23 protein-coding genes, 2 pseudogenes and 1 riboswitch are annotated in these 22,957 nt (G+C 60.1%); of the genes and pseudogenes, 14 read left to right on the plus strand and 11 right to left on the minus strand.

Going from position 1 to position 22,957, the window contains the following annotated elements; genetic code table 11:
- Nucleotides 1-16: 16 nt before the first annotated feature.
- From cobN to SYN65AY6A5_RS08690, 5 genes and pseudogenes are all read right to left on the minus strand, one after another.
- Nucleotides 17-2,221 (minus strand): cobaltochelatase subunit CobN, encoded by a 2,205-nt coding sequence (cobN, locus tag SYN65AY6A5_RS08675; protein ID WP_099884251.1) that lies wholly within the window; start codon nucleotides 2,219-2,221, stop codon nucleotides 17-19.
- 389 nt (nucleotides 2,222-2,610) lie between these two features.
- Entirely contained in the window at nucleotides 2,611-2,760 is a 150-nt protein-coding gene (locus tag SYN65AY6A5_RS14445) for an SBBP repeat-containing protein (RefSeq protein WP_228375497.1), read from the minus strand.
- Nucleotides 2,761-2,784: 24 nt separating this feature from the next.
- Nucleotides 2,785-3,160 (minus strand): annotated as a pseudogene (locus SYN65AY6A5_RS08680) (hypothetical protein); the annotation flags it as partial.
- The gene (locus SYN65AY6A5_RS14150; RefSeq protein ID WP_206336911.1) at nucleotides 3,151-3,498 is read right to left on the minus strand and encodes a hypothetical protein; all 348 of its coding nucleotides are present in this window, start codon (nucleotides 3,496-3,498) and stop codon (nucleotides 3,151-3,153) included. The gene SYN65AY6A5_RS14150 and the pseudogene SYN65AY6A5_RS08680, both read right to left, overlap by 10 nt.
- Nucleotides 3,499-3,987: 489 nt before the next feature.
- Nucleotides 3,988-4,521, minus strand: coding sequence for a DUF4079 domain-containing protein (locus SYN65AY6A5_RS08690; protein WP_011429413.1), 534 nt, complete (start codon nucleotides 4,519-4,521; stop codon nucleotides 3,988-3,990).
- 189 nt (nucleotides 4,522-4,710) lie between these two features.
- Here SYN65AY6A5_RS08690 and SYN65AY6A5_RS08695 point away from each other — a divergent pair, with 189 nt between their 5' ends.
- From SYN65AY6A5_RS08695 to SYN65AY6A5_RS08715, 5 genes are all read left to right on the plus strand, one after another.
- Entirely contained in the window at nucleotides 4,711-5,202 is a 492-nt protein-coding gene (locus SYN65AY6A5_RS08695) for a phycobilisome linker polypeptide (protein WP_099812449.1), read from the plus strand.
- Between the two features lie 188 nt (nucleotides 5,203-5,390).
- A complete protein-coding gene (locus SYN65AY6A5_RS08700; protein WP_240531019.1) occupies nucleotides 5,391-7,754 on the plus strand; it encodes a polysaccharide deacetylase family protein in 2,364 nt (787 codons plus the stop codon).
- A gap of 323 nt (nucleotides 7,755-8,077) precedes the next feature.
- Nucleotides 8,078-8,710: a bifunctional phosphoribosyl-AMP cyclohydrolase/phosphoribosyl-ATP diphosphatase HisIE gene (hisIE, locus tag SYN65AY6A5_RS08705; protein WP_099813255.1), complete on the plus strand. Its 633-nt coding sequence runs from the start codon at nucleotides 8,078-8,080 to the stop codon at nucleotides 8,708-8,710.
- Entirely contained in the window at nucleotides 8,670-9,338 is a 669-nt protein-coding gene (locus SYN65AY6A5_RS08710; RefSeq protein ID WP_228375414.1) for a DUF1997 domain-containing protein, read from the plus strand. The genes hisIE and SYN65AY6A5_RS08710 overlap by 41 nt, the downstream gene beginning before the upstream one ends.
- 45 nt (nucleotides 9,339-9,383) lie before the next feature.
- Nucleotides 9,384-9,484: riboswitch (Fluoride riboswitch) on the plus strand.
- Nucleotides 9,485-9,603: 119 nt separating this feature from the next.
- On the plus strand, nucleotides 9,604-11,244 hold the full coding sequence (locus tag SYN65AY6A5_RS08715; protein WP_041438822.1) for a cation:proton antiporter: 1,641 nt from the start codon (nucleotides 9,604-9,606) through the stop codon (nucleotides 11,242-11,244).
- 72 nt (nucleotides 11,245-11,316) lie between these two features.
- Here the strand turns inward: SYN65AY6A5_RS08715 and SYN65AY6A5_RS14155 are convergent, their stop codons facing one another.
- Nucleotides 11,317-11,673, minus strand: coding sequence for an IS200/IS605 family accessory protein TnpB-related protein (locus SYN65AY6A5_RS14155; RefSeq protein WP_049749708.1), 357 nt, complete (start codon nucleotides 11,671-11,673; stop codon nucleotides 11,317-11,319).
- A 42-nt stretch (nucleotides 11,674-11,715) separates the two neighbouring features.
- A complete protein-coding gene (locus SYN65AY6A5_RS14795) occupies nucleotides 11,716-11,925 on the minus strand; it encodes a transposase (RefSeq protein ID WP_206336864.1) in 210 nt (69 codons plus the stop codon).
- A gap of 280 nt (nucleotides 11,926-12,205) precedes the next feature.
- Here SYN65AY6A5_RS14795 and SYN65AY6A5_RS08725 point away from each other — a divergent pair.
- A pseudogene (locus tag SYN65AY6A5_RS08725) lies at nucleotides 12,206-12,337 on the plus strand (IS200/IS605 family transposase); the annotation flags it as partial.
- 225 nt (nucleotides 12,338-12,562) lie between these two features.
- Here SYN65AY6A5_RS08725 and gshA read toward each other — a convergent pair.
- On the minus strand, nucleotides 12,563-13,699 hold the full coding sequence (gene gshA / locus SYN65AY6A5_RS08730) for a glutamate--cysteine ligase (RefSeq protein WP_099884253.1): 1,137 nt from the start codon (nucleotides 13,697-13,699) through the stop codon (nucleotides 12,563-12,565).
- Nucleotides 13,700-13,829: 130 nt separating this feature from the next.
- Between gshA and SYN65AY6A5_RS08735 the strand changes: the two genes are divergently transcribed.
- The 6 genes from SYN65AY6A5_RS08735 to SYN65AY6A5_RS08760 all read left to right on the plus strand — a co-directional run bounded on the left by SYN65AY6A5_RS08735 (nucleotide 13,830) and on the right by SYN65AY6A5_RS08760 (nucleotide 19,623).
- On the plus strand, nucleotides 13,830-15,269 hold the full coding sequence (locus tag SYN65AY6A5_RS08735) for an NAD(P)/FAD-dependent oxidoreductase (RefSeq protein ID WP_011429406.1): 1,440 nt from the start codon (nucleotides 13,830-13,832) through the stop codon (nucleotides 15,267-15,269).
- Nucleotides 15,266-16,543: a hypothetical protein gene (locus SYN65AY6A5_RS08740; RefSeq protein WP_011429405.1), complete on the plus strand. Its 1,278-nt coding sequence runs from the start codon at nucleotides 15,266-15,268 to the stop codon at nucleotides 16,541-16,543. Before SYN65AY6A5_RS08735 ends, SYN65AY6A5_RS08740 begins: the two co-directional genes overlap by 4 nt.
- A gap of 108 nt (nucleotides 16,544-16,651) precedes the next feature.
- Nucleotides 16,652-17,053 (plus strand): hypothetical protein, encoded by a 402-nt coding sequence (locus SYN65AY6A5_RS08745; RefSeq protein WP_240530346.1) that lies wholly within the window; start codon nucleotides 16,652-16,654, stop codon nucleotides 17,051-17,053.
- A 117-nt stretch (nucleotides 17,054-17,170) separates the two neighbouring features.
- On the plus strand, nucleotides 17,171-18,472 hold the full coding sequence (locus SYN65AY6A5_RS08750; RefSeq protein ID WP_011429403.1) for a gamma-glutamyl-phosphate reductase: 1,302 nt from the start codon (nucleotides 17,171-17,173) through the stop codon (nucleotides 18,470-18,472).
- A gap of 132 nt (nucleotides 18,473-18,604) precedes the next feature.
- Nucleotides 18,605-19,246 (plus strand): hypothetical protein, encoded by a 642-nt coding sequence (locus SYN65AY6A5_RS08755; RefSeq protein ID WP_011429402.1) that lies wholly within the window; start codon nucleotides 18,605-18,607, stop codon nucleotides 19,244-19,246.
- A 2-nt stretch (nucleotides 19,247-19,248) separates the two neighbouring features.
- Complete coding sequence (locus SYN65AY6A5_RS08760; protein WP_011429401.1) at nucleotides 19,249-19,623, plus strand: DUF3493 domain-containing protein; 375 nt, start codon at nucleotides 19,249-19,251, stop codon at nucleotides 19,621-19,623.
- Between the two features lie 19 nt (nucleotides 19,624-19,642).
- Here the strand turns inward: SYN65AY6A5_RS08760 and SYN65AY6A5_RS08765 are convergent, their stop codons facing one another.
- The gene (locus tag SYN65AY6A5_RS08765; RefSeq protein ID WP_011429400.1) at nucleotides 19,643-20,020 is read right to left on the minus strand and encodes a hypothetical protein; all 378 of its coding nucleotides are present in this window, start codon (nucleotides 20,018-20,020) and stop codon (nucleotides 19,643-19,645) included.
- Between the two features lie 238 nt (nucleotides 20,021-20,258).
- Here SYN65AY6A5_RS08765 and psaC point away from each other — a divergent pair, with 238 nt between their 5' ends.
- Nucleotides 20,259-20,507: a photosystem I iron-sulfur center protein PsaC gene (gene psaC, locus SYN65AY6A5_RS08770; RefSeq protein ID WP_011429399.1), complete on the plus strand. Its 249-nt coding sequence runs from the start codon at nucleotides 20,259-20,261 to the stop codon at nucleotides 20,505-20,507.
- A gap of 160 nt (nucleotides 20,508-20,667) precedes the next feature.
- On the opposite strand, the gene nadD is transcribed toward psaC, so the two are convergent.
- A complete protein-coding gene (gene nadD, locus SYN65AY6A5_RS08775) occupies nucleotides 20,668-21,291 on the minus strand; it encodes a nicotinate-nucleotide adenylyltransferase (RefSeq protein WP_099812452.1) in 624 nt (207 codons plus the stop codon).
- Nucleotides 21,288-21,902 (minus strand): Holliday junction branch migration protein RuvA, encoded by a 615-nt coding sequence (gene ruvA / locus SYN65AY6A5_RS08780; RefSeq protein ID WP_011429397.1) that lies wholly within the window; start codon nucleotides 21,900-21,902, stop codon nucleotides 21,288-21,290. The genes nadD and ruvA overlap by 4 nt, the downstream gene beginning before the upstream one ends.
- Nucleotides 21,903-22,018: 116 nt before the next feature.
- On the opposite strand from ruvA, the gene SYN65AY6A5_RS08785 reads away from it, so the two are divergent.
- A complete protein-coding gene (locus SYN65AY6A5_RS08785) occupies nucleotides 22,019-22,954 on the plus strand; it encodes an alpha/beta fold hydrolase (protein ID WP_011429396.1) in 936 nt (311 codons plus the stop codon).
- Nucleotides 22,955-22,957 lie beyond the last annotated feature (3 nt).

Raw genomic sequence — 22,957 nt, forward strand, 5'->3', positions numbered from 1 at the left:
GAGCCTTTTCTTGCAACTAAGCCGGCGGTTTGTCCGGCCAGGGCTCTGTCAGGTCAACGGCTAGGGGATCCCAGTCCCAGCCCCAGTCGCGGGCAATGGCCTGGGTGAGGCCCAACTGGCCAGCGCCCGGGTAGCGGGCCAGGGCCAACAGGAGATCCACCAGTTGCTCGCCAGTGGGGGTGCGGCCAAAAATGTGCAGCCCATCCCGGATCTGGGATTCTTTGAGCTCGCAGAGGTAGCCATCGAGGCGGCCCCAGTCTTCCTCTTTCTCCAGGTTGAACTGCCAGTCCAGCTGCTCTCGGCGAACCAGCTCTTGGATCTGGGCGCGAATCAGGGGGCAGCGGCCCGGATCCATCTGCTGGGCCTCGTAGTACTCGTCCATCAGCCGCTCCAACTCTGCCAAGGGGCCGTAGAGCTCGGCGCGGGTCAGGGGCGGGGTGAGGTGGTCGAGGATCACCGCTTGGGCCCGCCGCTTGGCCTGGGATCCTTCGCCGGGGTCGTTGACGATGAAAGGATAGAAGTGGGGCAGAGGCCCTAGGGCAATTTCTGGGTAGCAGGTGGCGGAAAGGGCGGATCCCTTGCCGGGCAGCCACTCCAGGTTGCCGTGCTTGCCCACATGCACCACCGCGTGGACGCCGAACACCTGGCGCAGCCACAGGTAAAAGGCCAGGTACTCGTGGGGTGGCACCAGATCCGGAGCGTGGTAGTTCAAAGAGGGATCCCGGTCGTAGCCCCGCGGCGGCTGGATCCCGACAAAAACGTGCTCCAACTGCAGGCCGACAATGGGGATGTCGTGGGCAGGCGGATCCCCCCACTGCCGCAGCAGATCGCCTTGGACAGCGGCAGGCAACTGGGCAAACCACTCCCGATAGAGGGCAGCCGGCAGCACCTGCCGCGCCGGGCGTAGGGATCCCAGCGGATCATAGGTTTGGCCCTGGGTTAGCCAGCGGATGAGCTCATCTCCGCTCTGGGGCAGTGGACAGGCGCGGTAGCGGGCTTGCGCCAGGGCTTTGAGGATCTCGACGCAGCTTGCCGGTGTATCCAACCCTACCCCATTGGCCAGCCGCCCATCCCGGCTGGGGTAGTTGGCCAAAATCAAGGCCAGACGGCGCTGCTCGGCAGGGGTGCGCCGCAGCTTTACCCAGTTGGCCGCCAGCTCGGCCACAAACGCCACCCGATCCGGCACGGCCTCATAGGCCATGATCTCCGTCTGCAGGCGGGGATCCCACTGTTGAACCGTCTTGAACGAGATGGCCCGGCTGAGGATGCGCCCGTCCACCTCTGGCAGCACCACGTTCATGGCCAGATCCCGCGCCCCCAAGCCTCGCGTGGCGTTCTCCCAGCGCTCCCGCGACCCGCTGCTCAAGACCACCTGCACAACCGGCACATCCAGCTCCTGCCAAAGGCGAACATCGGGCTGCTCGCTCTCCAGCCGAGCGAGGGAAAAACTGGTGGTGTTCAACAAAAGTTCAATTTGGCCGCCGAAGTGCTCCCGCATGGCCTGGGGCAAGTCCGGCTCCTGCAGGCTGTAGGTATAAAGACACAGCGGCTGCAACCCCCGCTCCTGCAGGGCTTCGGCCAGGGCATCTATGGGCTGCGTATTCCCCGCCAAAACATGGGCCCGGTAGAGCAGGATCCCTACCTTGGGGGCGTGGGGATCCCTGGGCAGGGGGGGATAGTAGATCCCCAGGCGGGGCAGCACCTGCGGCTCCGGCACGGCGTACTCCTGCCCCAGGAACTCCCTGGCCAAGAGTTTCAAGCAGGCCGCCACATTGGCCGCCCCCCCTTCCAGCCAGTACTGCCACACCCGGTCTGCCACCGCTAGGGGCACGGTGGAGTGGCTGACCAAATCCCAGTCGGGGCGGTCATCCCCAGGGATCACAATCAGGGTGGATCCCGCTGCTGCCGCTACCTCTTTGGCCACCTCCAGGCCATAGCTCCAGTAGGCCCTTCCCCCCAAAAGGCGAAGGAGCACCACCTGGGCCCGCCGCAACACTTTCTCGGCGTAGTCGTCGATGCTCAGGGGCTGTTGCAACTGCAGCAAATTGGCCGCCCGCACCGCTGGAAAATCAGCCGGCAGCAGCCGCATCGCCGCGCTCAAGGCCGTCAGATCCGTGTCGGCTGCCGACAGGACAACGATGGGGGCCGGATCCTGCTCCAGGAAAACGACCCCGCCTTGCGAAGGATCCCATCCCCCTGGCAAAGCGGCTATCCGATGCATAGAGCCAGCGCCAAGCGCTCCGCCAGTAACTTCTCCTCAGCGTACACCTCAGCTTAGCGACCGTACTTAAGCACAAAAGCAGCCTGCCCGCCGGCGCTGGTCTGGCCGGGGAAAGTTCCCTGGTTGACACTCCCACCCAGGGGATTCTTACGCAGCCCAAAATGGACTCGCGAAGGCGCTGTCAAGACGCCCCTAGACAGTCCTTTGAGGCATAACCTCAAAGTTCTGCTTACTTCGGACTTAAGTTCCTCCAGGTTAGTTATTGCCGCGCGGGTTTTGCACCGCAGTAGGTTGTTTTCCTGGAGAAGCTCTGTACTAACTATAACAAAGAAACAACTAAAGTTGCTCAAGGGCTTTTCCGCCCCGCACTCAAGTACGGGGCTACCAAGCTATCCTCTTGTGTACTTGCGCAAGAAAACATCGCTGCTCCCCGCCGAGCTTTGGCCAAAAAAGTTTCCCTCGGTTACCCCTGCCACCCAAACATTTCCCTGGGCATCAATCGCGATGGCGCGGGCTTCGTCAGAGGAAGGGGTGCCCAACTGGCGCAGCCAAGGGCCGCGACCACACCCAAAACCTAAGCCGACACAAGCTAAGCCGCCCAGAACTGCTCTAGCCAGTGCCTGTCTCCTGCTCATAGGCCCTCTTTTCCGAGCTACTCCCCGTTTCATTCCCTCCCACACCCCTGTCTGGTCGAGGGCAATCAAATCCTCCGCTGGAATATCCCTGACTTCTTGACTATAAGCTAGTCGTTCTCTTTGCACCTCTTCTTCTTGGTCTCTCGCACTGCGGTAAGTCTTTTTTTAGAGTCATTCCTTGCTTTTTCAAGAGATTGTGTATCGTGACGGTACTCACATCAATCGCTAAGCCCTCCCGCAAGAGTTCTTGATACTGCCACAGGTAGAAGTCTGGTTGTTCCGCAATAATTGCCATCACTTTCTTGAGAATCTTCCCTCAAAGCGATCCCCGCCCGGAAGGGCTAGGAAGAGCTGAAAATCCTCTTCCCTACCATTGTGGGAGGTAGCTGTCATTAGCAAGAAATGGCGCGTTAGCTGGGAGAGCAACTTACCTAGCTTATAGCGCTTGGTTTCCTTGACTTCTCCGCCGAAAAAAGAGGCCGAGAGCTTGTGAGCCTCATTGACAGCAATCAAATCCCAATCTGTTGCCTTCAGCTTTTCTTGCAGCGCCTCATCTCGGCTCAGTTTATCCAGCCGGGCAATCAGCAAAGGGATCTCTTGAAACAAATTTCCCGTTCGCGCAGCTTCAATCCGCTGCAGCACTAGGCTGCCAGGACAGACAATGAGACAACGGTGCAGATTGCCGCGAATCAAGAGCCCCGCCATAACTCTCTTGCCGGCGCCGGGATCTTCAGCCAGCAAAAAGCGCAGCGGCTGCCGCGTCAGCATTTTTTCATAGACGGCGCTAATCTGGTAGGGCAGAGGTTCCGCCAGGGAGGTATGAACTGGAAGTAGGGGATTGAAAAGTGGGCTAGACGAATTCGTTAGGCTTCGGAAACCAGCGGGAACAGAGCCTCATCTCCCTTGAAGTTCCAGAAAAATCCCTCGGCTACAACTTCTGGGGCCGTCTCTTTGTCCCGAAACACTCCCCCGACTAAAGTCGGGGGATTCCTACGCAGTCCACAAGCGGACTCATCAAGTCGTTGTCAAGACGCCCCTACACAGTTCTCTAGGGCAAAGCCCTAAGGTTCTGCTTACTTCGCTGAGCAACGCCCCCACCCCAGGCACTGGAAGGAAGAAAGCCGGGATCGCCTACAGAGATAGGCCCAGCTTCAGTCCCAGCAAAGCATGGGCGAAGAGCACGCAGAGGATGAGGCTGCCTAAGTAGGCATGGGTGGTGCGCAGGGCCTCGCGGTTGCCCCCAAAGCCACTTAGGGACAGGGCACCGTTGGCTGCCAACAGCAGCAACACCAGGGATCCCGTCCAAAAATGGGGGCTGCTCAGCAGGGGCTGGCCCTGCATGACCAAGGAGAGAAGGCCGCCGGTGTAGCCTAGGGCAATGAAGGTGGCCATCCAAGGGGCCAGCTTGCGGTGATCCCAAAGCGGCTTTTGGGCCGATTCCGGCAGGGATCCCTCGGCTGCTAGGCGCAAGACCCGCCCCCGCCAGCCGGTCAGGCCGACAAAGCTGCCCATGACCACTACTACAATGCCCATCATCAAAGGATGTCCCCATTGCACGATTGGCTGGGGCAGGTTGAAGCCGGCAAAAAACTGGGCCACCGGCTGCAAGGCAGCCGTCAACCTCTCCGAAGTTGCCGACAGATCGGGCAGAGCCACACTCAGCATAGGGATCCCTCCACCTTCGGGACAACTACAACTTCTTAACAAATCTACAACAAACCCACTTTCGATGACAGATGCCGGCGGGAAGCTTCAGGGGGTGCAGCCGCAACGGTAAAATGTCTAGCGGTGAAGCCGTGGTCGGCCACAGATCTTCGGCTGCCGCCTGCTGATGAGCAAAACGGAGTTATTCACATGGCCAAGTTGTTGTTGGGGGATCAGTCCTTTGAAGTTGAGCTGCTGACGGATGTGCCCACCAATTGGCCTGGAATTAAAGTCATGTCCAAGGGCGCCAAACTGGATATCCCAGCAGGAACAGTGGTGAGGGTGGAGTCGGAAGATGACCATGTAACCGGCTCTTACAAGGTGGTTTATCGTCTGGCTCCCGCCTATCCTCGCAGTTGGCGGCTGCTTCTGGAGCGGGAGAGTGCCGCTGCACCGCAAGCGGAAGCGGCTCCAGCGACCAAACCTGCTCAGGTTGCCCCTTCGGCAGCCTCGTCCCTGCCCAACAGCGACAAGATCTTCACCATCAAGGTAGCCGGTCTGGTGGGAGGGGGCGTGCGCAAAAGCGTTGTCGAGTACAAAGTGCCCTTCAGCCGCCTTTCTCAAGAAGTAAAGCGGATTACCCAAAGGGGGGGCAAGATCGTCAGCATTACGGAGTCCAATTTGTTGAGCAACCTCGACTAACTTGCCTGGAAGGCATCTGGGGCGGTGGGCTTTGGCTCTGCTGCCACTTCTATGGGCTGGGGTGCTACCTGGGCGAGGAAAGGGATCCCTGGGCGTTTTGGAGGGAACCACGGGCAAGGGCTTCCCTATCCCCAACCAGGAGATGGGGGTGGTAGGCTGACGTTGGTTTTGCCGGTGAGGAGGAGGACATGACGTCTCGACAGCCGCCGACGCGCCGGGGCGGCCATCCAGTTCCTAGGGCAAAAAGGGGATCCCCCTTCCTGGGCCGAAGTCTTTCTAGCTCTGCGCAGCGACCGCCAACCCAGTTGCGCTTCCGGCTGCTCCGCTTCTTGGCTTTGTTGACCACAGTGCTGGGATTTGGGACGGGAGCCCTGGTGGCCTGGGCCACTGCCCATCCTGCTTGGGTGAGCCGCCTGTCGGGGCTGCTGCCACCCCCAGCCGAGTTGCCAGCGCCTCGGGCCGAGGCCAAGGCAGCCCGACAGCGCCCGCCCCTCCCCCAACAGCCGCAACTGCAGCGGGATCCCTTTGCGTTGGATCCCTTGGCCAGCCTCTCCTACGTGCCCGCCATCATGTATCATGATGTGGTGGCCGGCCGCAAAGAGGTTTGGTTTGACACCACGGCGGCGGAGCTGCGACAGCACTTTGAAGCCATCAAGCAGGCGGGGCTGATTCCCATCCACATCGACCAGCTTTACAAACACCTGCGAGATGGGGATCCCTTGCCGGAAAAGGCCATTTTGCTCACCTTTGACGACGCCTACCTTGGGCTTTACGAAAACGCCTACCCGCTTTTGAAGGAGTACAACTACCCCGCCACCTACTTTGTGCAGACCGGCTTTGTCGGCGTGCCCACCAGCAAAGATCACTTCACCTGGGATCAGATGCGGGAGATGGATGCCAGCGGGTTGATCGACTTTGCTGCCCACACCGTCAACCATCCCCCTGACCTACGGGTGCTAGACGATGCCCGCCTGCGGCGAGAGGTGTTTGACTGCAAGACCAAGCTGGAAGAGGAGCTGGGCCACCCCATCCACTACTTCGCCTATCCGGAAGGCAATCGGGACGAGCGGGTAAAGCAATACCTGGCCGAGGCGGGTTACTGGATGGCCTTTACGATGGATCCCGGCTTTACGGGACAGTCGCCCAACTTGCTGGAGGTACGGCGCTTTAACCAGTTTCGCATCACCGAGGCCATCATCGGCGCCCGCACCTTCACCCTCAGCCGCAGCCCCGACTACTGGCTGGATGTGACTCAGCCCCTGGCCCCGACCGATGAGGTCATTGACGGGGTGAGGATCCTCACCATCCGCGGCGGACGGGCAGCCACGGTGCACGCGGAGCGGCGCTACGAGGTGAGAACCTTGGCCCAGCGCTACCAGGCCGATGCCGGCATCAACGGCAGCTTCTTCTCCATTCCTTGGATCAACTCCGCCAGCAACGTCATGGTGGGACCGGTGATGGCCGCCAACCACAAGACGTTCATCCCCGGTCGCCCCGAAGACGACAAGGTGGTGCGCGGTCGCCCCCTGGTGCTGCTGGGCAGGGATCGGCTGCGCTTTGTGCCTTTTGATCCCGACACGATGACTCAGCTCGACAACCTTCGCCAGCTCATGCCGGATGTCACGGACCTGTTTGTGGCGGGCTTGTGGCTGGTCAAGGATGGCCGGGCCCTTTCGCCAGCGGAGATTGACTCGTTTCGCCTCTCTAGCGCCGCCGAGTTCCGACCCCGCGCCTTTTTTGGGGTGGACGACCAGGATCAGGTGGTAATCGGAGTTACCAAAACCCACGTCAACGCCGCCATCCTGGCTAGCCTATTGCCCAAAATCGGGATCCGCGAGGCGGTGCTGCTGGACTCTGGCTTTAGCACTTCGTTGGTTTACCGAGGAGAAATTCTGGCCACTGGCCATGCCGGCCCCAACCAGCCCAGCCGCCCGGTGCCCCATGCCATTTTGCTCTACGACCTAACCCGTTTGTGGAGGGAGGATCCCCAGCAGCAGGCAAGCGCCAACTCTCCCGGCAGCCGGCTGGAGGGGCTGGTGCAGTTGCTCCCCAGCGGCGACCAGGAAGTGGCCAAGGCGCAGCTGGAGAGCATCCTGGCCGGCCAGCGCACCCTCAAGCGGGGGGAGCGGGGCCCGGCCGTGGTGGCGGTGCAACTGGGCTTAAGCCGCCTGGCCGCTCAGCAGGGACGGCTGGATCTGCTCCCCTCTGGCCCCGATGGGGTGTATGGCAATGAGGTGGCCCAGGCAGTGGCAGAGTTGCTGTTGACCGATCGCGTCAGCGGGACGGAGTCCTTAGCTGGGGGCGGTGAGACGGGATCCCCGCAAACAACCCCCACTCCCCTGGTGGCGGGAACGGCAACCCTGTCCCGATCGCGTCCGTGGGACGGAGTCCTTAGGGTGGATGCCATCGATGCTCAACTGCTGCAACGCTTACTGGAGCGGGTTAATCTCGCCCCAGCCTCTGTGTTGGTGGATACCCGTCTGGAGCGGCCAACTTGGCCTCTGGAGCGCAAGCCGACCCGGAAGCTGCTGCCGAGAGCGGCTCTGGATTGACATACTCCCCACAGCCATAGCTGCAAAGAGTTGGTGAGCGCAGCGATTTAACCTCAAGCTGAGGCCAAAGCCAGGCTAGGCCCCCCTGGTTTGCAGGGTGAAGTTTCTCCCGGCAGAAGCCAGGCTGGTCGCGACTGTTGCGCGTGAAAGTGGCCGAGCGGGGTTGGGATCTGGGGGGAGTGAGAGATATCCTTTCTGGGGCGAGTTCTGCTATCCTGCTTTCAGGAATCTTTAACCTTTCTGATTTTCTGCCGCCTTTGATGGTTGTTGCTTTGGCCTCTCTTGCTTCAGCAAATCTGCCCCGCACTCTTCTGCCGGCGGAAATCGCCCATCTAGACAACCTCAGCTACAACGAACAGGGTTTGATCCCGGCCATCGTGCAGGACTACCTGGACGGGACGGTGCTGATGATGGCCTGGATGAACCGCGAGTCGCTGCAGAAGACTCTGGAAACGGGCCGCACCTGGTTCTGGAGCCGCTCCCGCCAGGCGCTGTGGCCCAAGGGGGAAACTTCTGGCCACGTGCAGTGGGTCAAGCAAATCCGCTACGACTGCGACAGCGACGCGCTGGTTATCTTGGTGGAGCAGGTGGGAGAGGCGGCCTGCCACACAGGGGCGCGAAGCTGCTTCTTCCGCACTCTCCCCGAGAAGGAAGGGGATCCCATGCCGGCCGCCGATACCCTGTCGCAGGTGTTTGCCGTGGTCAAGGCCCGCCAGGCGGATCCCCGGCCCGATTCCTACACCAGCAGCCTGCTGGCCAAGGGAGACAACGCCATCCTGAAAAAACTCGGCGAGGAGACGGCTGAAGTGGTGATGGCGGCAAAAGAGGGAGACAAGGCAGCCCTGGCCCGCGAGGTGGCGGATCTCTGGTACCACTGCCTCGTGGCTCTTGCTCATCATCAGGTGGATATTCGGGATGTCTATCGCCAGCTCCAAGCCCGCCGTTCCCCTCAGTGAAGGTGCTCTGTCCGAGGAGGGGGAGCTGCCTTTGGAGGAGATGGAGCAACCCCCCGCCAAGACCTACCTAGATTTACAGGCTGCGCGACGGGGCCAGGTGGATCTGGAAACCGACCGGGAGACTTTGGCCCGTTACCTGCGCGGCCATGGCCAGTGGATCCAGCGCTGCTTCCGGCCACTCCAGGTGGAGCCCCTCTCTGCCGAAATCTATAGGCTGCAGTTTTTCCGCATGGGCGGGCTGGGGTTTGAGCTGGAGCCCAGCTTTGGGGTGAAGATCTGGCCAGAGGAAGATTACCTGTTTCGGCTGACTTCCATTGAGCTGCCGGGGGATGCCGCCCTGCCCTACTGGGTGGATTGTCGGGCCAGCTTCCGGCTGGAAGAACTACCGGGATCCCTGGCCACCACCCGCGTCCACTGGGATCTCCAGCTGAATATCCGGCTGCATTTGCCCAAGTTTTTGCAGGTTCTGCCGCGCAAGTTGGTTCAGAAAGTGGGCAGCCAGGTGGTGCAGCAGGTTACCCGCGGCCTCAGCGATCGCTTTACCCACAATGTCTGCAGCGATTTCTATGGCTCCATTGGCCGTTCCCATCACCCCTATCGCTTGGTTGCGGTGGAAGATGGGGCGTGATATGGTAAGGGGCACATGTGTTGCGGGCAGGCTGCTTGGTCCTTCCCGGCAACGGGCGATGGGGTTCGCCGCAACCGCCTCAGGCAGATCCTAGGGATAAAGTTTCTCTAAGACTTAGAGCTGGGGCTGATGACTCCTACTCTTCTGGGCAGATCCAGGGGGTGGGAGTCTTTGATGTTGAGTTCTCACCCCGCAGAAACGCGAACGGCTTTTTCTCCCTGGGCTGCCCTTCAACACGCGGACGGCGAGGAGAGAGGTTTTGTTGATGCTGGGCAGTTGGCTGTGGATCTTGGGGATGGGCTTTTTTGTCGGCCAGATCCTGGGCCGGCTGGGAATGCCGCCGCTAGTGGGGATGATCCTGGTCGGGATCCTGTTGCAAGAGGTCTTGTCCCCAGAGCTGTTGGCGGCAGCCGGGGATCTGCGCTTGGTGGCCGTCACGATTATCCTGATGAAGGCCGGGCTGGGGCTGGATCGGGAAAAGCTGGCCCAGCAGGGATCCGTGGCGCTGCGGCTGGGGTTTTTGCCGGCAGCCTGTGAGGCGCTGGCGGTGGCGCTCTTGAGCCGCTGGATCCTGGGGTTGGACTGGGCGACGGGGCTGCTTTTGGGCTGTGTAATCGGGGCGGAGTCGCCGGCGGTGATCGTGCCGGGGATGTTGCGCCTCAAGAGCTTGGGCTGGGGGGTGGCCAAAGGGATCCCGGACGCCATTTTGACCGGCAGCGCCCTTTCCGACGTGCTGCTGCTGTTGGGCTTTAGCCTGTTGCTGAGCTTTTTGGGGCAGGGATCTCCAGAGGGCCTTCGCCTGTTCGGCCTGGAGCTGTCGCCGCTGCAGTGGCTGCCGTTCCAGGTGGGGATGGAGATCCTGCTGGGGGTGGTCATCGGCTACCTGGGGGCGCGGCTTTTGGTGGCGCTCCTGGTGCAGCAGAACTGGACGCGCAACAGCACGCAAGAGGTGTTGCTGGCAGCCTGCCTGGCGCTGGGCCTGGTGTTGGCGTCGCAGGTGTGGCCCTATTTTTCCGGCTACCCGGCGGTGATGGCCCTGGGGTTTTTTCTCGTCCAACTGGATGGGCCGCTGGCGCGGCGGCTGCGGCTTGGGTTCGACGCCCTCTGGACGGTGGCGGAGATCGTGCTGTTTGTCCTGCTGGGGGCCTCTTTGGATCTGCAGGTACTGGGATCCCTGCTCTTGCCCGGCTTGCTGCTTTTGACCCTGAGCCTGCTGTTGGGCCGGGGCCTGGGCTGGTGGCTTTCCACGGTAGGGAGCAACTGGAACTGGCGGGAGCGGCTCTTTTTGCTGCCGGGCAACATGGCCAAGGCCACGGTGCAGGCGGCCATCGGCGGCATCCCCTTGGCCCAAGGGATCCCTGGCGGAGAGACCATCCTGGCCATAGCGGCCTTGTCGATTCTGGCCACAGCACCCCTAGGGGCTTGGCTGACCCAGGTCTTTGCTCCTCGCCTGCTGGAAAAAGGGGAGGTGGATCCCACCAAGGTGGGCAGCCAGGGCAAGGTGAGCTTCTTGGCAGCCGTCGATACTTCTCCCTTGGCCGAGGCAGTGCTGCGCAAGGCAGCGGATCTGGCGCGGCGGCTGGACGGGGAAGTGATTGTGCTCCATGTTACCGACGAGCCGCAGGGGAAGAGAGTAGAACAGTTGCGGCAGCTGGCCCAGCGCCTCTTGGCCGACATTCGCCACGAATTTTGCCTGGCCTCCGGGCCTTTGGCAGAGACCATCGTGGGCCTAGCCCAGGAGCGTCAGGTTACCGATATAGTCATGGGCAAGCGGGGCCAGCGCGGCTGGGAGCAAGTATTGCTGGGATCCACTTCGCAAGCGGTGTTGGAGACCAGCCCCATCCCGGTGATTTTGGTGGAAGAAGAGGAGTTCGGGAAAGCCAGAATTGACACTCCCACCGCCTAAAGGCGGGGGATTCTTACGCAGTCCACAAAAGAACCCGTAACGGCGTTGTCAAAGCGCCTCTAGACAGTTCCTTCACGCAAAGCCCCAAGGTTCTGCTGACTTTCTTAAGTAGGTTGGTGGCAGCATTCGCCTCAGCCTAGAGGGTCTCCACCCGTCGGGTTTTTCACCATAATTAGGTAGCTCATCTCCATCTAGGAAGCTTGCCTGCGAGCTGTACGCCTCCTCTACCTCAATAAACTCCATGCCATAATGCTGACATAATTGCGCAATACGCTCCTTGAACCGACCTGTTGGAATGAAAACAAAGTTTTGGTTAAAGCCGCATTCTTGTTTTTGTTCTTTGTTCCAACCAAAGACGATTCTCCCAATTGAGTGGTGTAAACAGAAGTCAATGACCTTGCGCGCAGCTTTGTGGATTGCATCCCGCATCCGCCGGTTTCTTTTTTCCGTAATTCGACCAAGCTTTTGCAATCAAAACCCCGGCAGCTTGTGAGTCTTGAGCCTAGCCAGCTCCTTGTTGTACCCCTGGTTAAAGGACTTGACTTTGCGGCCGTCAATGATGAAGCTATGTCCTAAGTTGCTAACGCACGTAAGCCAGTTGTTGACTCCGTGGTCAATTGCTAAAGCTTTTCTCGGATCCAGCGATTGAGGTCGAGCAGGCTTGGCATAGACCCACTTCAGCTACAGACTTGCAGGTCTGTTGCGCGGCGGAAACATACATTGCGATGAAGTGCTTGCTTTGGGTTCTCCCCATCTCAGCGCAAAGCTCACCATAGCTTGCCCATCGCTTCGTTTTGAAATAGACTTGTCTCGCATAGTACAAAGCACAGTTGCTTATTAGACTGTTGACACACTAATAGGGGGACTAGCTCTCTGTTCCTGACTATAACCTGCTGACAGCCGTACTCCATCATTGTTGGCAAGCGGCATGACAACCGCAGTCTGACATGGGCAAGCGATAGTGCGAGAGGAAAGTCAACGGTACAATCACTACAACCATGGTGTGGGGCTAGCGGTTGTTTATCTTATTTTTTGGCTAAAGAGAAGGAAAGAGGTCTTGGTAGGAGAAGTCAGGAAGAGGTTGTTTGAGCTATGAAACTATATCAACGACCCCCATCATGGGTAAGCGACCAAAGTCGCTAGCGGGCTTTTCCGCCCCGCACTCAAGTGCGGGGCTACCAAGCTATCCTTTTGTGTGGCTCGGCAAGCCCTAGGGGAAGTGGTGGAGCCTGTCTAGGCGAATCTAAGTCAGGTTTGAACTGGGGATCTGGTGGGGGGCAGGCACCGGACTGAGAAGCGCCCACCGTTGGGCAAAGGCTTAGCCAACAAGCTGGCAGAGGGTCTCTTGTCTTTCTCGGTCTTGTTCGGCCAGCTCCTGAATGGCCCGTTGGTACACCTGGGCGGGTGTGGATCCCTGGTCGACCTGCTTCAGCCAGCGCTGGGCCTCGTTGCCCTGTTGGAGCAGAGTTTGCAGGGGAGCCAAAAAGCAGCCCAGGCCCTGGGGTTGGCCGAGGCGCCACGCTTCGGTCAGCAGCTCTTCAATCCACTCCTGGGCCACCCGTTCTCGGCCCGTGCGCCAATCGACCAGACGGGCTCGCAAGGACTCGCGAGCAGCGGCCTGCTCGTTGGCCTCGCAAAGGCTCTCCAGCTCCGTCGGTGTCAAAGGCCCCCGCAAGGGATCCAGCGCTTCTGGCTGGGCCAGCAACTGCCAGAGACGGGCCTCTACCAAGGCAGTGATGGCCAGGGTCATCACCGGATCTGCCACCAGGTCGCAGATGCGCAGCTCCACCCGGTTGAGATGGTAGGGCCGCTCTGGGCCGTTGGGCCGCACAGAGGCCCAGAGGTGGCGCACATTCTGCATCGTGCCCAGGGCCAGTTGCTCCCGCATCCAGGCGATGTAATGGGCGTGATCCCGGAAGAAGGGCACCTGGGCCGGCGTTTTGGGAAACACCTGCCAACGGCTGGAATGGTAGCCTGTCACCTGGCCGTCCAGAAACGGAGAAGAAGCGCTCAGGGCCAAGTACAGGGGAGCTTCCGCCCGCAGCAAACGGCAGGCAAGAAAAATGGCCTCGCTATCCGGCAGGCCAACATTGATGTGGATGCTGGCGGTCACCACCCGCGTGCCGTAGGTGCGCTCGATGTAGTCGTGGTAGGGGTTGTCCGGATCCGAGCGCTCAAAGTGGTCGCTGCCGCCCAAAGCCAGCGTGCTCCCCGGCAACAGGGTGTAGGGGCCAAGGCGGCGCAAAAATTGCCGCAGTTGCAGCCGAGGCCGCAGCAGGGCACAGAGCAGATCCTCGTAGCGGCGAAGGGGCGGGGTGATGTACTCCACGTTGCGCCGATCTGGTTCTCGCATGAACCCCGGCAAGGCCCGGCAGATGCGCTCCGACAGCCCCACCACTTCCCCGGCGGCGGTGCCGGTGTACATTTCTACCTCAAAGCCCTTGGTCAACAGCACAGGCCAGCCTCCAGCCGCAGCCTCCTCAGTCTAACCTCTACCCATTTTCCCAGGGTTGTGTAGGAAAGGGTTTCTCGCACTACCGTACAATGTCGGCAACGCTTGAAGACGATCGTGGGGAAGGGGCGGCGTGCGGGATCCCATCTACATTCTGGGAGCAGGGCCGGCGGGCATGGCGGCTGCCTACCGCTTGACCCAACTGGGCTTCCCTGTGGTGGTAGTGGAACGGGAAGACAGGGTTGGGGGCTTGGCCAAAAGCATTTGCTACCGGGGGTTCATTCTCGACTATGGCCCGCACCGCTTTTTTACCAAGATCCCAGCGGTGCTGGAGCTGTGGAACCAGGTTTTGGGATCCGAACAAGTGACTGTCCGGCGGCTTACCCGCATCTACTACCGCAAGCACTATTTTCAGTACCCCATTCAAGCCTGGGAAGTCCTGCGCAAAGTTGGCTGGTGGGAAAGCCTGCTCATTGTTCTTTCCTACCTCTGGGCCCAACTTATCCCGCACCCAGCTCCCCAGAACTTTGCCGACTGGGTCAAGGGAAAATTTGGTAGCCGGCTTTTTCAGATGTTCTTCAAGAGCTACACGGAAAAGCTCTGGGGGATCCCTTGTACCGAAATCAGCGCCGATTGGGCTGCCCAGCGCATCAAAGGTCTCAGCCTTGGGCAAGCCATCCGCAAGGCCTTGGGCTGGAAGCGCGGTTCGGTCAAATCCCTGATCGACCAGTTTCAGTTTCCCCGCCTGGGATCCGGCCAGCTCTACGAAAAAATGCAGGAGTTTTTGCTGGCTGAGGGTCAAAAGGTTTGGCTAAATACAGAAGTCATCGCCCTTAGACATCAGGGATCCCGGATTGTCGAGCTGCAATTGCGCCATCTCCAGGATGGAAGGGAAACTTGGGTCTCCCCCTCCCACGTCATTTCTTCCATCCCTTTGACAGTGTTGGTGCAGAGCCTGCGGGAACTGCCTCCCCCCCAAGTGCTGCAGGCAGCTCGCAAGCTCAAGTTTCGCAACACCGTTTTGGTTTACTTGATTGTGCAGGGATCCCAGCTTTTCCCCGATAACTGGCTGTATATCAATGAACCAACAGTACAAGTTGGTCGGGTAACCAATTTTGCCAATTGGTCGCCGGCTATGCTCCCCAACCGAGAACAAACCCCCTTGTGCTGTGAGTATTGGTGCAACTTTGAGGATCCCTTGTGGCAAGCCCCTGAGGAGGAATTGCTGGCTTTGGCTGAGAGGGAGCTGCGCCAAATTGGCCTGCTCCAGGATCAGAAGATCTGCGGTGGCTTTGTGGTGCGCCTGCCCCGCACCTATCCCATCTACGCCGGCAGCTACAAAGAAGACTTGGCCATTTTGCAGAGGTATCTTGGCGAGTTTGAAAATCTGCAACTGGTAGGCCGCTACGGCTCGTTTAAGTATAACAACCAAGATCACAGTTTGCTGATGGGCCTGCTGGCTGCTGAGAACATTCTCCAACCCGGCAGCCACGATCTCTGGCAGGTGAACTCCGATGACGATTACCAAGAGGAGATTAAAGTGCCATCCCCACCCGCAAAGGTGCGACAATGAGCTTCCCTCCTAGCCACCTCTTGCAGCACAGCCGGCAGCATCTGGTCTCTTTTGCCGTCCAAGTTTTGCTTCCCGCTGTGGCTTTGACGCTGCTGCAGATTTTCTTGATCTCCTTTTGGAGCCAGGAGGATGACTATGCTTCCATCTTCAAGGGTTTAACCCAGCGCGATAGCTACTGGTACCTGAGCATTGTGGAGCGGGGGTATCAGTTTGTGGGCTTTGACAAGATTGCCTACGAGCAGAGCAATGTGGCCTTCTTTCCAGGCTATCCCCTGGCGGTGGCCGCCATGAGCCGCCTGTTGGGAGTTGACCCTGAACTGGGGCTTTATCTCACTGCCCAGCTCTTTTGCTGGCTGATGTGGATTTACCTTTTCCTGTTTTACCGCCGCTGGCAGATCCCCACTCTTTGGCAAGTTTTGGCAAGTCTGATTATCTTGGTCTATCCCAGCAGTTTTTACCTTGTCGTGGGCTACAGCGAATCCCTCTTCATGGCCAGCTTGTTGGGTTTTTTCTACTGGTTGGCCTGCTTGAATTCGATGAAGGCAGGGCTCCTGGCCGGGATCCACGGTTTTGCGATGAGTGCCACCCGCATTGTGGGTTTGCCGGTGGCGCTGGTTCCCCTGCTGCGGCTATCCCGCCGTTGGTTTTGGACGGCAGGCGCCGTTGTTTTGGCCTTGTTGGGGGGGCTGAGTTTTTTCCTCTACTGTCAGCTCCGCTTCGGTCGCTGGGATCTCTACATGGAGATGCAGCGCTACTTTACCGGCGTCCAGGCCAATTACCAAGCCCTTTTCCAGGCTCATACCTATGTTCTTTCCCCTGAGCGATGGCAGGTCTTGCTCTCTCCTTCTGCACCGCTGCAGGATCCTGGCCTGTGGTCTGATGCTCTCAGCCAACTGTTTGTGTCTGTTACGCTGGGATCCCTAGTTGTTACAGGCTTGCTGGATGGTTTGAGTGTCGTGGCCGGTAAGAGCCGGCGCTGGCAGGAGCGGCTGGGGTTTCACCTAGCTGCCTGGGCTATGTTCTACATCGCTGTAGCCGGCATGAGTCCCCTAGGCCAGCGAAGCATGATTCGCTACTGCCTACCGGTTCACCTCGTGCAAGTGCTGGCCCTCCTGCACTGGGCCAAGCACACAGATTTCGGCTTCCTTCCCCTGTGGGCGCGCCCCCACCTAAGCAGAGTTCTCAAGCTGGGCTATGGGCTTCTGGGCCTGATCTTCCTCGTCCTCAACCAGATCTTGACCTGGCGCTACGTCCACCATCTCTGGGTGGCTTGACCCTGCTTTCTTGAGGATAGGATGTGAGGGATCCCGACTTCTCACCGACTGAGAGCTGTGGCGTTTTCCTCTCCCCACAAGTGGCCTCGGCAGAAATCGTCCCTGCGAGTGGCTCAGCCCATCGAGCCCACCAAAATTTACCCCTGCCCCTGTTGCCACCAAGGTCAGTTGCGCCTGATTACCCTGACTGAGGCTTTTGGCTGCAGCCGTTGCCAGCATATTTTCGCCATCACCCCCGACCGTTTGCACATTGAGCAACTGGCCGTCTCCTACCCCTACCGTAAAATCTGGTTCTGGAACGGCCATCAGTGGGTGTTGCACCGGCAAAGCACTTTCCAGGGATCTGCGCTCTTGGGCCTCACCCTCAGCCTGGGGGTTGCTTTGGCGGTGGGGTTTCTGGGCGTGTTGCTCTTCCCCAGCCAAGCCCAGTTGCTCAGTTGGTTCCTGATTCTTTGCCTGTTGCTGACGCTGTTGATGGTGACGGCGATCCTGCTGCTGCGGCGGCCTTGAGATGCTTGGGATCGTTGCCAGGGATCCCTAGTTTCAGCCCTTGTGGATCTAGCCATTTCTTGTTAGCAGTGGTCAGGAGCAGGTCTGTCGTCGGTCAGCCGGGCAGGAGGGAAGCGAGTGACCGATTTTGGTTCAGCCTTTGACCTCAGCACCACCCTGCGCCAGGTGCGCCGCTTGCTGCCTCAGCTCCAGCGCTTGAGCGGCGAAACCAAACGCCAGGCCCTGCTGGCTCTCTCGCGCCGTTTGCTGGAGCGCTCCGATCTGCTGTTGGAGGCCAATACCCTCGACCTGGAAAGCTGCCGCGAGCAAACCCTGCCGGAGTGGATCCTCAACGGCCTCAAGCTTACCCCCGAGCGCCTGCAGCGATCCGCCCAGTTGCTTGCTCTCCTGGCCCAACAGCCGGATCCCATCGGGAGCCTGGAGAGGGGGTGCCGTCAGGACAACGGGCTGTTTATTGGCCGCTACCGCGTCCCTTTGGGGCTGATCGCCTTGGTCTACGAGATCTACCCCGAGTTTGCCTTGAATGGCATTGGCATGTGTCTCAAGACGAGCAATGGCGTGATCTTGGCCGGCAGCGGCCCCATCCAGAAAACCCATCAGGCCCTGGTCAACCTGTTGGCAGAGACCGCCTACGAGCACGGGATCCCGGAAGGGGCCATTCAAACCCTCCCCGCCCAAGACCAAGCGACCGATCCCCAGGCCGATTCCCCACTGTTGCTGTTGTTGCAGCAAACCCGCTATGTGGATCTGGTGATCCCCTGCGGTCGCCCCGGCTGGGTGGAGTTCCTGTTGCAGGCCAGCAAAGTGCCGACTCTGGTCACGCATCTGGGGTACGGCCACATCTATGTGGATCGCACCGCTCCTTGGCCTTTGGTGAAGTCGGTTTTGTTGGATCCCTTGGCTCGCTATGGCCCAGAAGGGATCCCGATCTATCAGCCCCTCACCCTTTGGCTGCTGATCCACACCGATTGGGCCGCCCATCATCTGACCGCCCTGATTGAAGACTTGCTGGGTCAAGGGATCGATATACAGGCAGCAGCCCCCATTCTGGAGCGATTCCCCCAGCTTCAGCCGCTGGGGGAAGGCTTTGACTCCACAGAACGGCCTCATCTGCGCCTCCAGCCCGTTGCCGACCTGACGGAGGCGATCGCCTGGATCAACAAAAATGGCTGTCGTCAATCGGAGACGATCCTCACCGACAGCCAATCGGCAGCCCAGCGCTTTCTCCAGGAGGTGGATGCCGCCCTGATCCACATCAACACCTCTCCCCTCTCGGCAGGCCGGGGAGCCGGGATCCCCACCTTGGGAGCGTTTCGCGACCTGTCTTTGGGCATTTCCACCCAGCGGCTGCACGTGCGCGGGCCCATCGACCTGGAAGCCTTGACAACGGTGAAGGTAGTGGCTCAGGGTGACCTGTAGCAGGGGAAAGTTGGGATACCGAACTGCTGTTCTCCCCAAAAGCCAAGAGATGGCGTGAGACTAGAAAGGGAGGAATGCCGGCCCCGTCGTCCGACGTCCAACCCAGCCCAACAGACAGGGGGGAGAACTCCTTTGGGGATTGACCTGCGCAGTTACGTGTTTTTGGATCGGCTCCAGCCCCAGTACGCTGCTTATCTGGGCACGGTGGCCCAGGGCTTTTTGCCTCTGCCAGGGGATACTTCCCTCTGGGTCGAGATTTCCCCCGGCATCGAGATCAACCGCGTTATGGACATCGCCCTCAAAGCCACCTCGGTAAGGCCGGGGCTGCAGGTGGTGGAGCGCCTCTACGGCCTTTTGGAGGTACACTCCAGCAACCAGGGGGATACCCGCACTGCCGGTCGGGCCATCCTGGCGGCTTTGGGGGTGAGCGAAAAGGAGCGCCTCAGGCCGCGCATCATCTCCAGCCAGATCATTCGCAACATCGATCCCCACCAAACCCAGTTGATCAACCGTTTCCGCCGCGGCCAGATGCTCCTAGCCGGCCAAACCCTCTACATCCTGGAGGTGCAGCCGGCAGGCTATGCCCCCCTGGCCGCCAACGAGGCAGAAAAATCGGCCCGCATCAACATCCTCGAAGTGATGCCCTTTGGCAGCTTTGGCCGCGTCTACTTGGGCGGGGAAGAGCAAGATATTCTGGCTGCCTGTCGGGCTGCCGAGGAAAGCTTGGCGGCGATTTCTGGCCGGGATCCCCTACTATTGCCCGAGGAGGTGTAGCCGTGGCAACATCGGAGCCCAAACCTTCCCCAAAACCTGGCTCGCCCCTGCCCCCAGGTCGGGATCCAGCGGCAGATCGGGTGAGGCTGCTCACGGAACTGGCCGCCCCCTACCGCAGTCTGCGGCGCTTTGTCTACCTGGCGGTGGGTTTTTCGGCCACCATCGGGGCATTTGTATTTTTCTTTCGAGCCTTGGCAGGGCGGGATCTGGAGACCACCCTGCCCAGCTTGGCCTTACAGTTAGGGATCCTGGCCGGCGCCCTCGGCCTCAACAGGCTGGAAAGCCACTCCCAGCAAAAGCTGGTCAGACGGATGAAGCAGCGCCTTAGCAGCCAAAAAGACTCGCCCCGTCCGCCCGAGGGCGATGCCCCGCTTTAGGGCAGGGACGGCTAGCCTGTCAATAGTCCCAGTCCCCTTGGCGGGGATCGGAGTCGTCTTCCTCGTCGGCGCTGGGAAGATAACGGCGGGCTTCCTGGGGCCACTTTTGGGCTATTTGGATGGCAAGAAAGGCCGCGAGAGCCACTAAAACTGCCAAGGTGAGAATTGGAATCGCCAGGATCACCACTGCGCCCAACACGTAGATGGCCACCTTGGGCAAGGAAGGATCCACCCTCCAGCCACGCCTGTACACCCAGTCGGTGAGCTGCCGATCCCAGCGGCGCAGGCGAGGTATGTTCTCCGCATAGATTTCCTGGAGAATGCCGGCCAAAACGGGCCCCAGGCGGTGCATTTGGCTTCGAGTTTGCCTTCTCCAATTCCGCAGCGAGCGTCCCATTCGTAGGATCCTTGCCCTGTCCTTCCTCAGGCAATCCTAGCCCAACCGCGAGGGCGACCTTCCCGTCGGCGCGGCAAGGGATCCCTGGGGATGTAAATTTGTTTGAACATTTGGATCGCAGATCGGGGTGGTTTGGCAGGACTACAGTACACTGAAGCCACCCGTGCAGTGGTGTTGCTGCCACGCCCTTCGGTAAACCTTTTTTTAATCTTTCAAACAGCTCGACTGGAGAACGCTAATGGCTCACACGGTCAAGATCTACGACACCTGCATCGGCTGTACTCAGTGTGTGCGGGCCTGCCCTACTGATGTGTTGGAAATGGTGCCCTGGAAGGGGAACAACAAGGCCGGCATGATTGCCGCAGCCCCCCGCACCGAAGACTGTGTTGGCTGCAAACGCTGTGAGACTGCCTGCCCCACGGACTTCTTGAGCATCCGCGTCTACCTTGGCCCCGAAACCACCCGCAGCATGGGCTTGGCTTACTAAGCCATCGGCAGGTTGGGTTGCAATTTTCATTTGAGACAAGCCTTCCTACTTTCAGCGAAACAGCCTCTCTTCAGCCCCTCCTGGCTGGGAAAAAGTTGGGCGGGCTGTTGCTCTAGTGAACGGGTTTATCGGAGAGGAGGGATCCCTCCTCTTTTTTTCTTCAAGGGTTGAGGTAGAGCCGGTGTTGGCGAATGTAGTGCTCCACAGCAGGGGGCACCAGGTAGCGGATGGATCCCCCCTTTTGGATTTGCTGGCGCAGGTAGGTGGAAGAGAGCGTTAGGGTGGGGGCGTCCAGGATTGCTGCCCGGATGGGCAGCTTTGCGGCCACCGACCGCAGCACTTGGGCGGCGTCGCCGGCATCGATACGGGGGGCAACAATCCAATGGCAGAGGCGGGCCAATTCTTCCGCCTGGTACCACTGGGGCAGATCCCGCAGGGCATCCACGCCGATAATCCAATACCACTGGGTATCCGGCTGCTCTTGCATCAGGCTGCGCAGCGTCTCGATGGTGTAGGAGGGGCCGGGACGGCGGATCTCCAGGTCGGAGCAGGCAAAGCGCTCGTGGTCGGCAATGGCCAGCTTCACCATGGCCAGGCGATCGGCTTTGCTGGCGCCGGCGGCCAAGGGCTTGTGGGGAGGATCCCCTGCCGGCATCCACAGCACCTGATCCAGGTTGAACTGCCAGAGGGCCTGCTCCGCCATGATCAGATGGCCGTGGTGGACGGGGTTGAAGGTGCCGCCCAGAATGCCAATGCGGCGCTGCTGGGGATCCGGAGGGCTCATGGCTGCCGGCTGAGGTAGGTGATGGCATCCCGCAGCCACTCTTCCGTTGGGCGGGGTTGGGAGGGCAAAGCTTGCAGGGCCGCTTGAATTTCTTGGAGGCTGTAGCCGAGGGCCAGCAAGGCCATTTCCACCTCTTCCCGGATGGCCGGAGGCGGCCCGCCGGCCAGGGGGCGATCGGCGTTCTCCAGGCCTTGTCGCCAGTGGGCCAGCTTGGTTTTCAGCTCCAAGGCTAGCCGTTGGGCCGTTTTGTGCCCTACCCCTGGCGTGAGGGAAAGTAGGCGCACGTTTTCGGTCACCACTGCCTGAACCAGCTCCGGCAGGCCGAAGGTATTCAGCAGAGCCAAGCCCAAAGCCGGCCCCACCCCCGAAACTTTGATGAGCTCCACAAACACATCGCGCTCGGCTGGCGAGCCAAACCCGTACAACACCAGCTCGGTCTCTCGCACCACCAAGTGGGTAAACACCCGCACGGGCTCTCCGATGGGGGGCAGTTGCTTGAGAAAACGCGCCGGGGCCTTGACCCGATAGCCGATCCCCTGCACCTCAACGGTGAGGCTACTGCGCTCTCCCCATTCGATGGCGACGAGGTGGCCGCTCAAAAACGCGATCATGCTGCGAGTCCAATCCGTGTTTAGGATACGCTGCTCGCCTACAGCTCCAGAGTCGGCCGAGCAGAATCTAAAAGAATCTAGAATACTTAAATAACAAAAGCTTACAAGCGACCTCTATGGCTTCAACATCGGCATCGGCCACTCCTATCTCGGCACGCTGGATTTGGCGGGGGCAATCCGTCCATTACGTCAAACAGGGCGAGCAGGGGCAGCCTTTGCTTTTGGTGCACGGCTTTGGGGCTTCCACCGACCACTGGCGTAAAAACATTCCCGAATTGGCTCAACACTACCAGGTCTATGCCATCGATTTGCTCGGCTTTGGCCGTTCGGCCAAGCCCAACTGGGACTATCGCGCCGAGATCTGGCGGGATCAACTGCGGGATTTCTGTCAACAGGTGATCCGGCGGCCTGTGGTGGCCATTGGCAACTCCCTGGGCGGCTATGTGGTGCTCAGCCTGGCGGCAGAGTGGCCGGAGTGGGTGCGGGGGGTGGTGCTGCTTAACGGGGCAGGCGGCTTTTCCACGGTTAAGGGATCCCCATCTGGCTGGCGGCAATGGCTGGGTGGCCTGGTAGGCTGGGGCCTGCGCCAGCGCCTGGTGTCTTACCTATTGTTTCAGTATTTGCGGCAGCCGCGGGTGATTCGCTCCAAGCTGAAGCAGGTCTATTACGACCCGGCGGCAGTGACGGATCAACTGGTGGAAGACATTCATCGCCCCACGCGGGATCCGGGGGCTGCCGATGTGTTCGTGGCCCTGATGCGGGGCGGGCAGAAGGGGCGCTATGTGGACGAGCTGCTGCGCAGCTTGGTGCGCCCCCTGTTGTTGATTTGGGGCGAACGGGATCCCTGGATGCGGGTCCGCGAGCGCTCTAAGCTCTACCGGGCTCACTACCCTCAGGCGGTGGAATACTTCCTGGAGGCCGGCCACTGCCCTCACGATGAGCGCCCCGAAGAGGTCAACGCCCTGATCCATCGCTGGATCGAGCTGGGGATCCCGGCCACCACCTCTCCTCCCCTTTCCAAAGCAGCGCCGGTCTCAGACCTGCATCCTTAGCCT

The organism is Synechococcus sp. 65AY6A5, assembly GCF_002760415.1.
Lineage (GTDB): Bacteria > Cyanobacteriota > Cyanobacteriia > Thermostichales > Thermostichaceae > Thermostichus.

What these genes read in the sequence shown, in the direction of transcription:
- cobN (WP_099884251.1), bottom strand. Translation starts at nt 2,221, where the DNA reads ATGCATCGGATAGCCGCTTTGCCAGGGGGATGGGATCCTTCGCAAGGC.
- SYN65AY6A5_RS08690 (WP_011429413.1), bottom strand. Translation starts at nt 4,521, where the DNA reads ATGCTGAGTGTGGCTCTGCCCGATCTGTCGGCAACTTCGGAGAGGTTG.
- SYN65AY6A5_RS08695 (WP_099812449.1), top strand. Translation starts at nt 4,711, where the DNA reads ATGGCCAAGTTGTTGTTGGGGGATCAGTCCTTTGAAGTTGAGCTGCTG.
- SYN65AY6A5_RS08700 (WP_240531019.1), top strand. Translation starts at nt 5,391, where the DNA reads ATGACGTCTCGACAGCCGCCGACGCGCCGGGGCGGCCATCCAGTTCCT.
- SYN65AY6A5_RS08710 (WP_228375414.1), top strand. Translation starts at nt 8,670, where the DNA reads ATGTCTATCGCCAGCTCCAAGCCCGCCGTTCCCCTCAGTGAAGGTGCT.
- SYN65AY6A5_RS08715 (WP_041438822.1), top strand. Translation starts at nt 9,604, where the DNA reads ATGCTGGGCAGTTGGCTGTGGATCTTGGGGATGGGCTTTTTTGTCGGC.
- SYN65AY6A5_RS14155 (WP_049749708.1), bottom strand. Translation starts at nt 11,673, where the DNA reads ATGCGGGATGCAATCCACAAAGCTGCGCGCAAGGTCATTGACTTCTGT.
- SYN65AY6A5_RS08740 (WP_011429405.1), top strand. Translation starts at nt 15,266, where the DNA reads ATGAGCTTCCCTCCTAGCCACCTCTTGCAGCACAGCCGGCAGCATCTG.
- SYN65AY6A5_RS08765 (WP_011429400.1), bottom strand. Translation starts at nt 20,020, where the DNA reads ATGGGACGCTCGCTGCGGAATTGGAGAAGGCAAACTCGAAGCCAAATG.
- psaC (WP_011429399.1), top strand. Translation starts at nt 20,259, where the DNA reads ATGGCTCACACGGTCAAGATCTACGACACCTGCATCGGCTGTACTCAG.
- nadD (WP_099812452.1), bottom strand. Translation starts at nt 21,291, where the DNA reads ATGAGCCCTCCGGATCCCCAGCAGCGCCGCATTGGCATTCTGGGCGGC.
- ruvA (WP_011429397.1), bottom strand. Translation starts at nt 21,902, where the DNA reads ATGATCGCGTTTTTGAGCGGCCACCTCGTCGCCATCGAATGGGGAGAG.
- SYN65AY6A5_RS08785 (WP_011429396.1), top strand. Translation starts at nt 22,019, where the DNA reads ATGGCTTCAACATCGGCATCGGCCACTCCTATCTCGGCACGCTGGATT.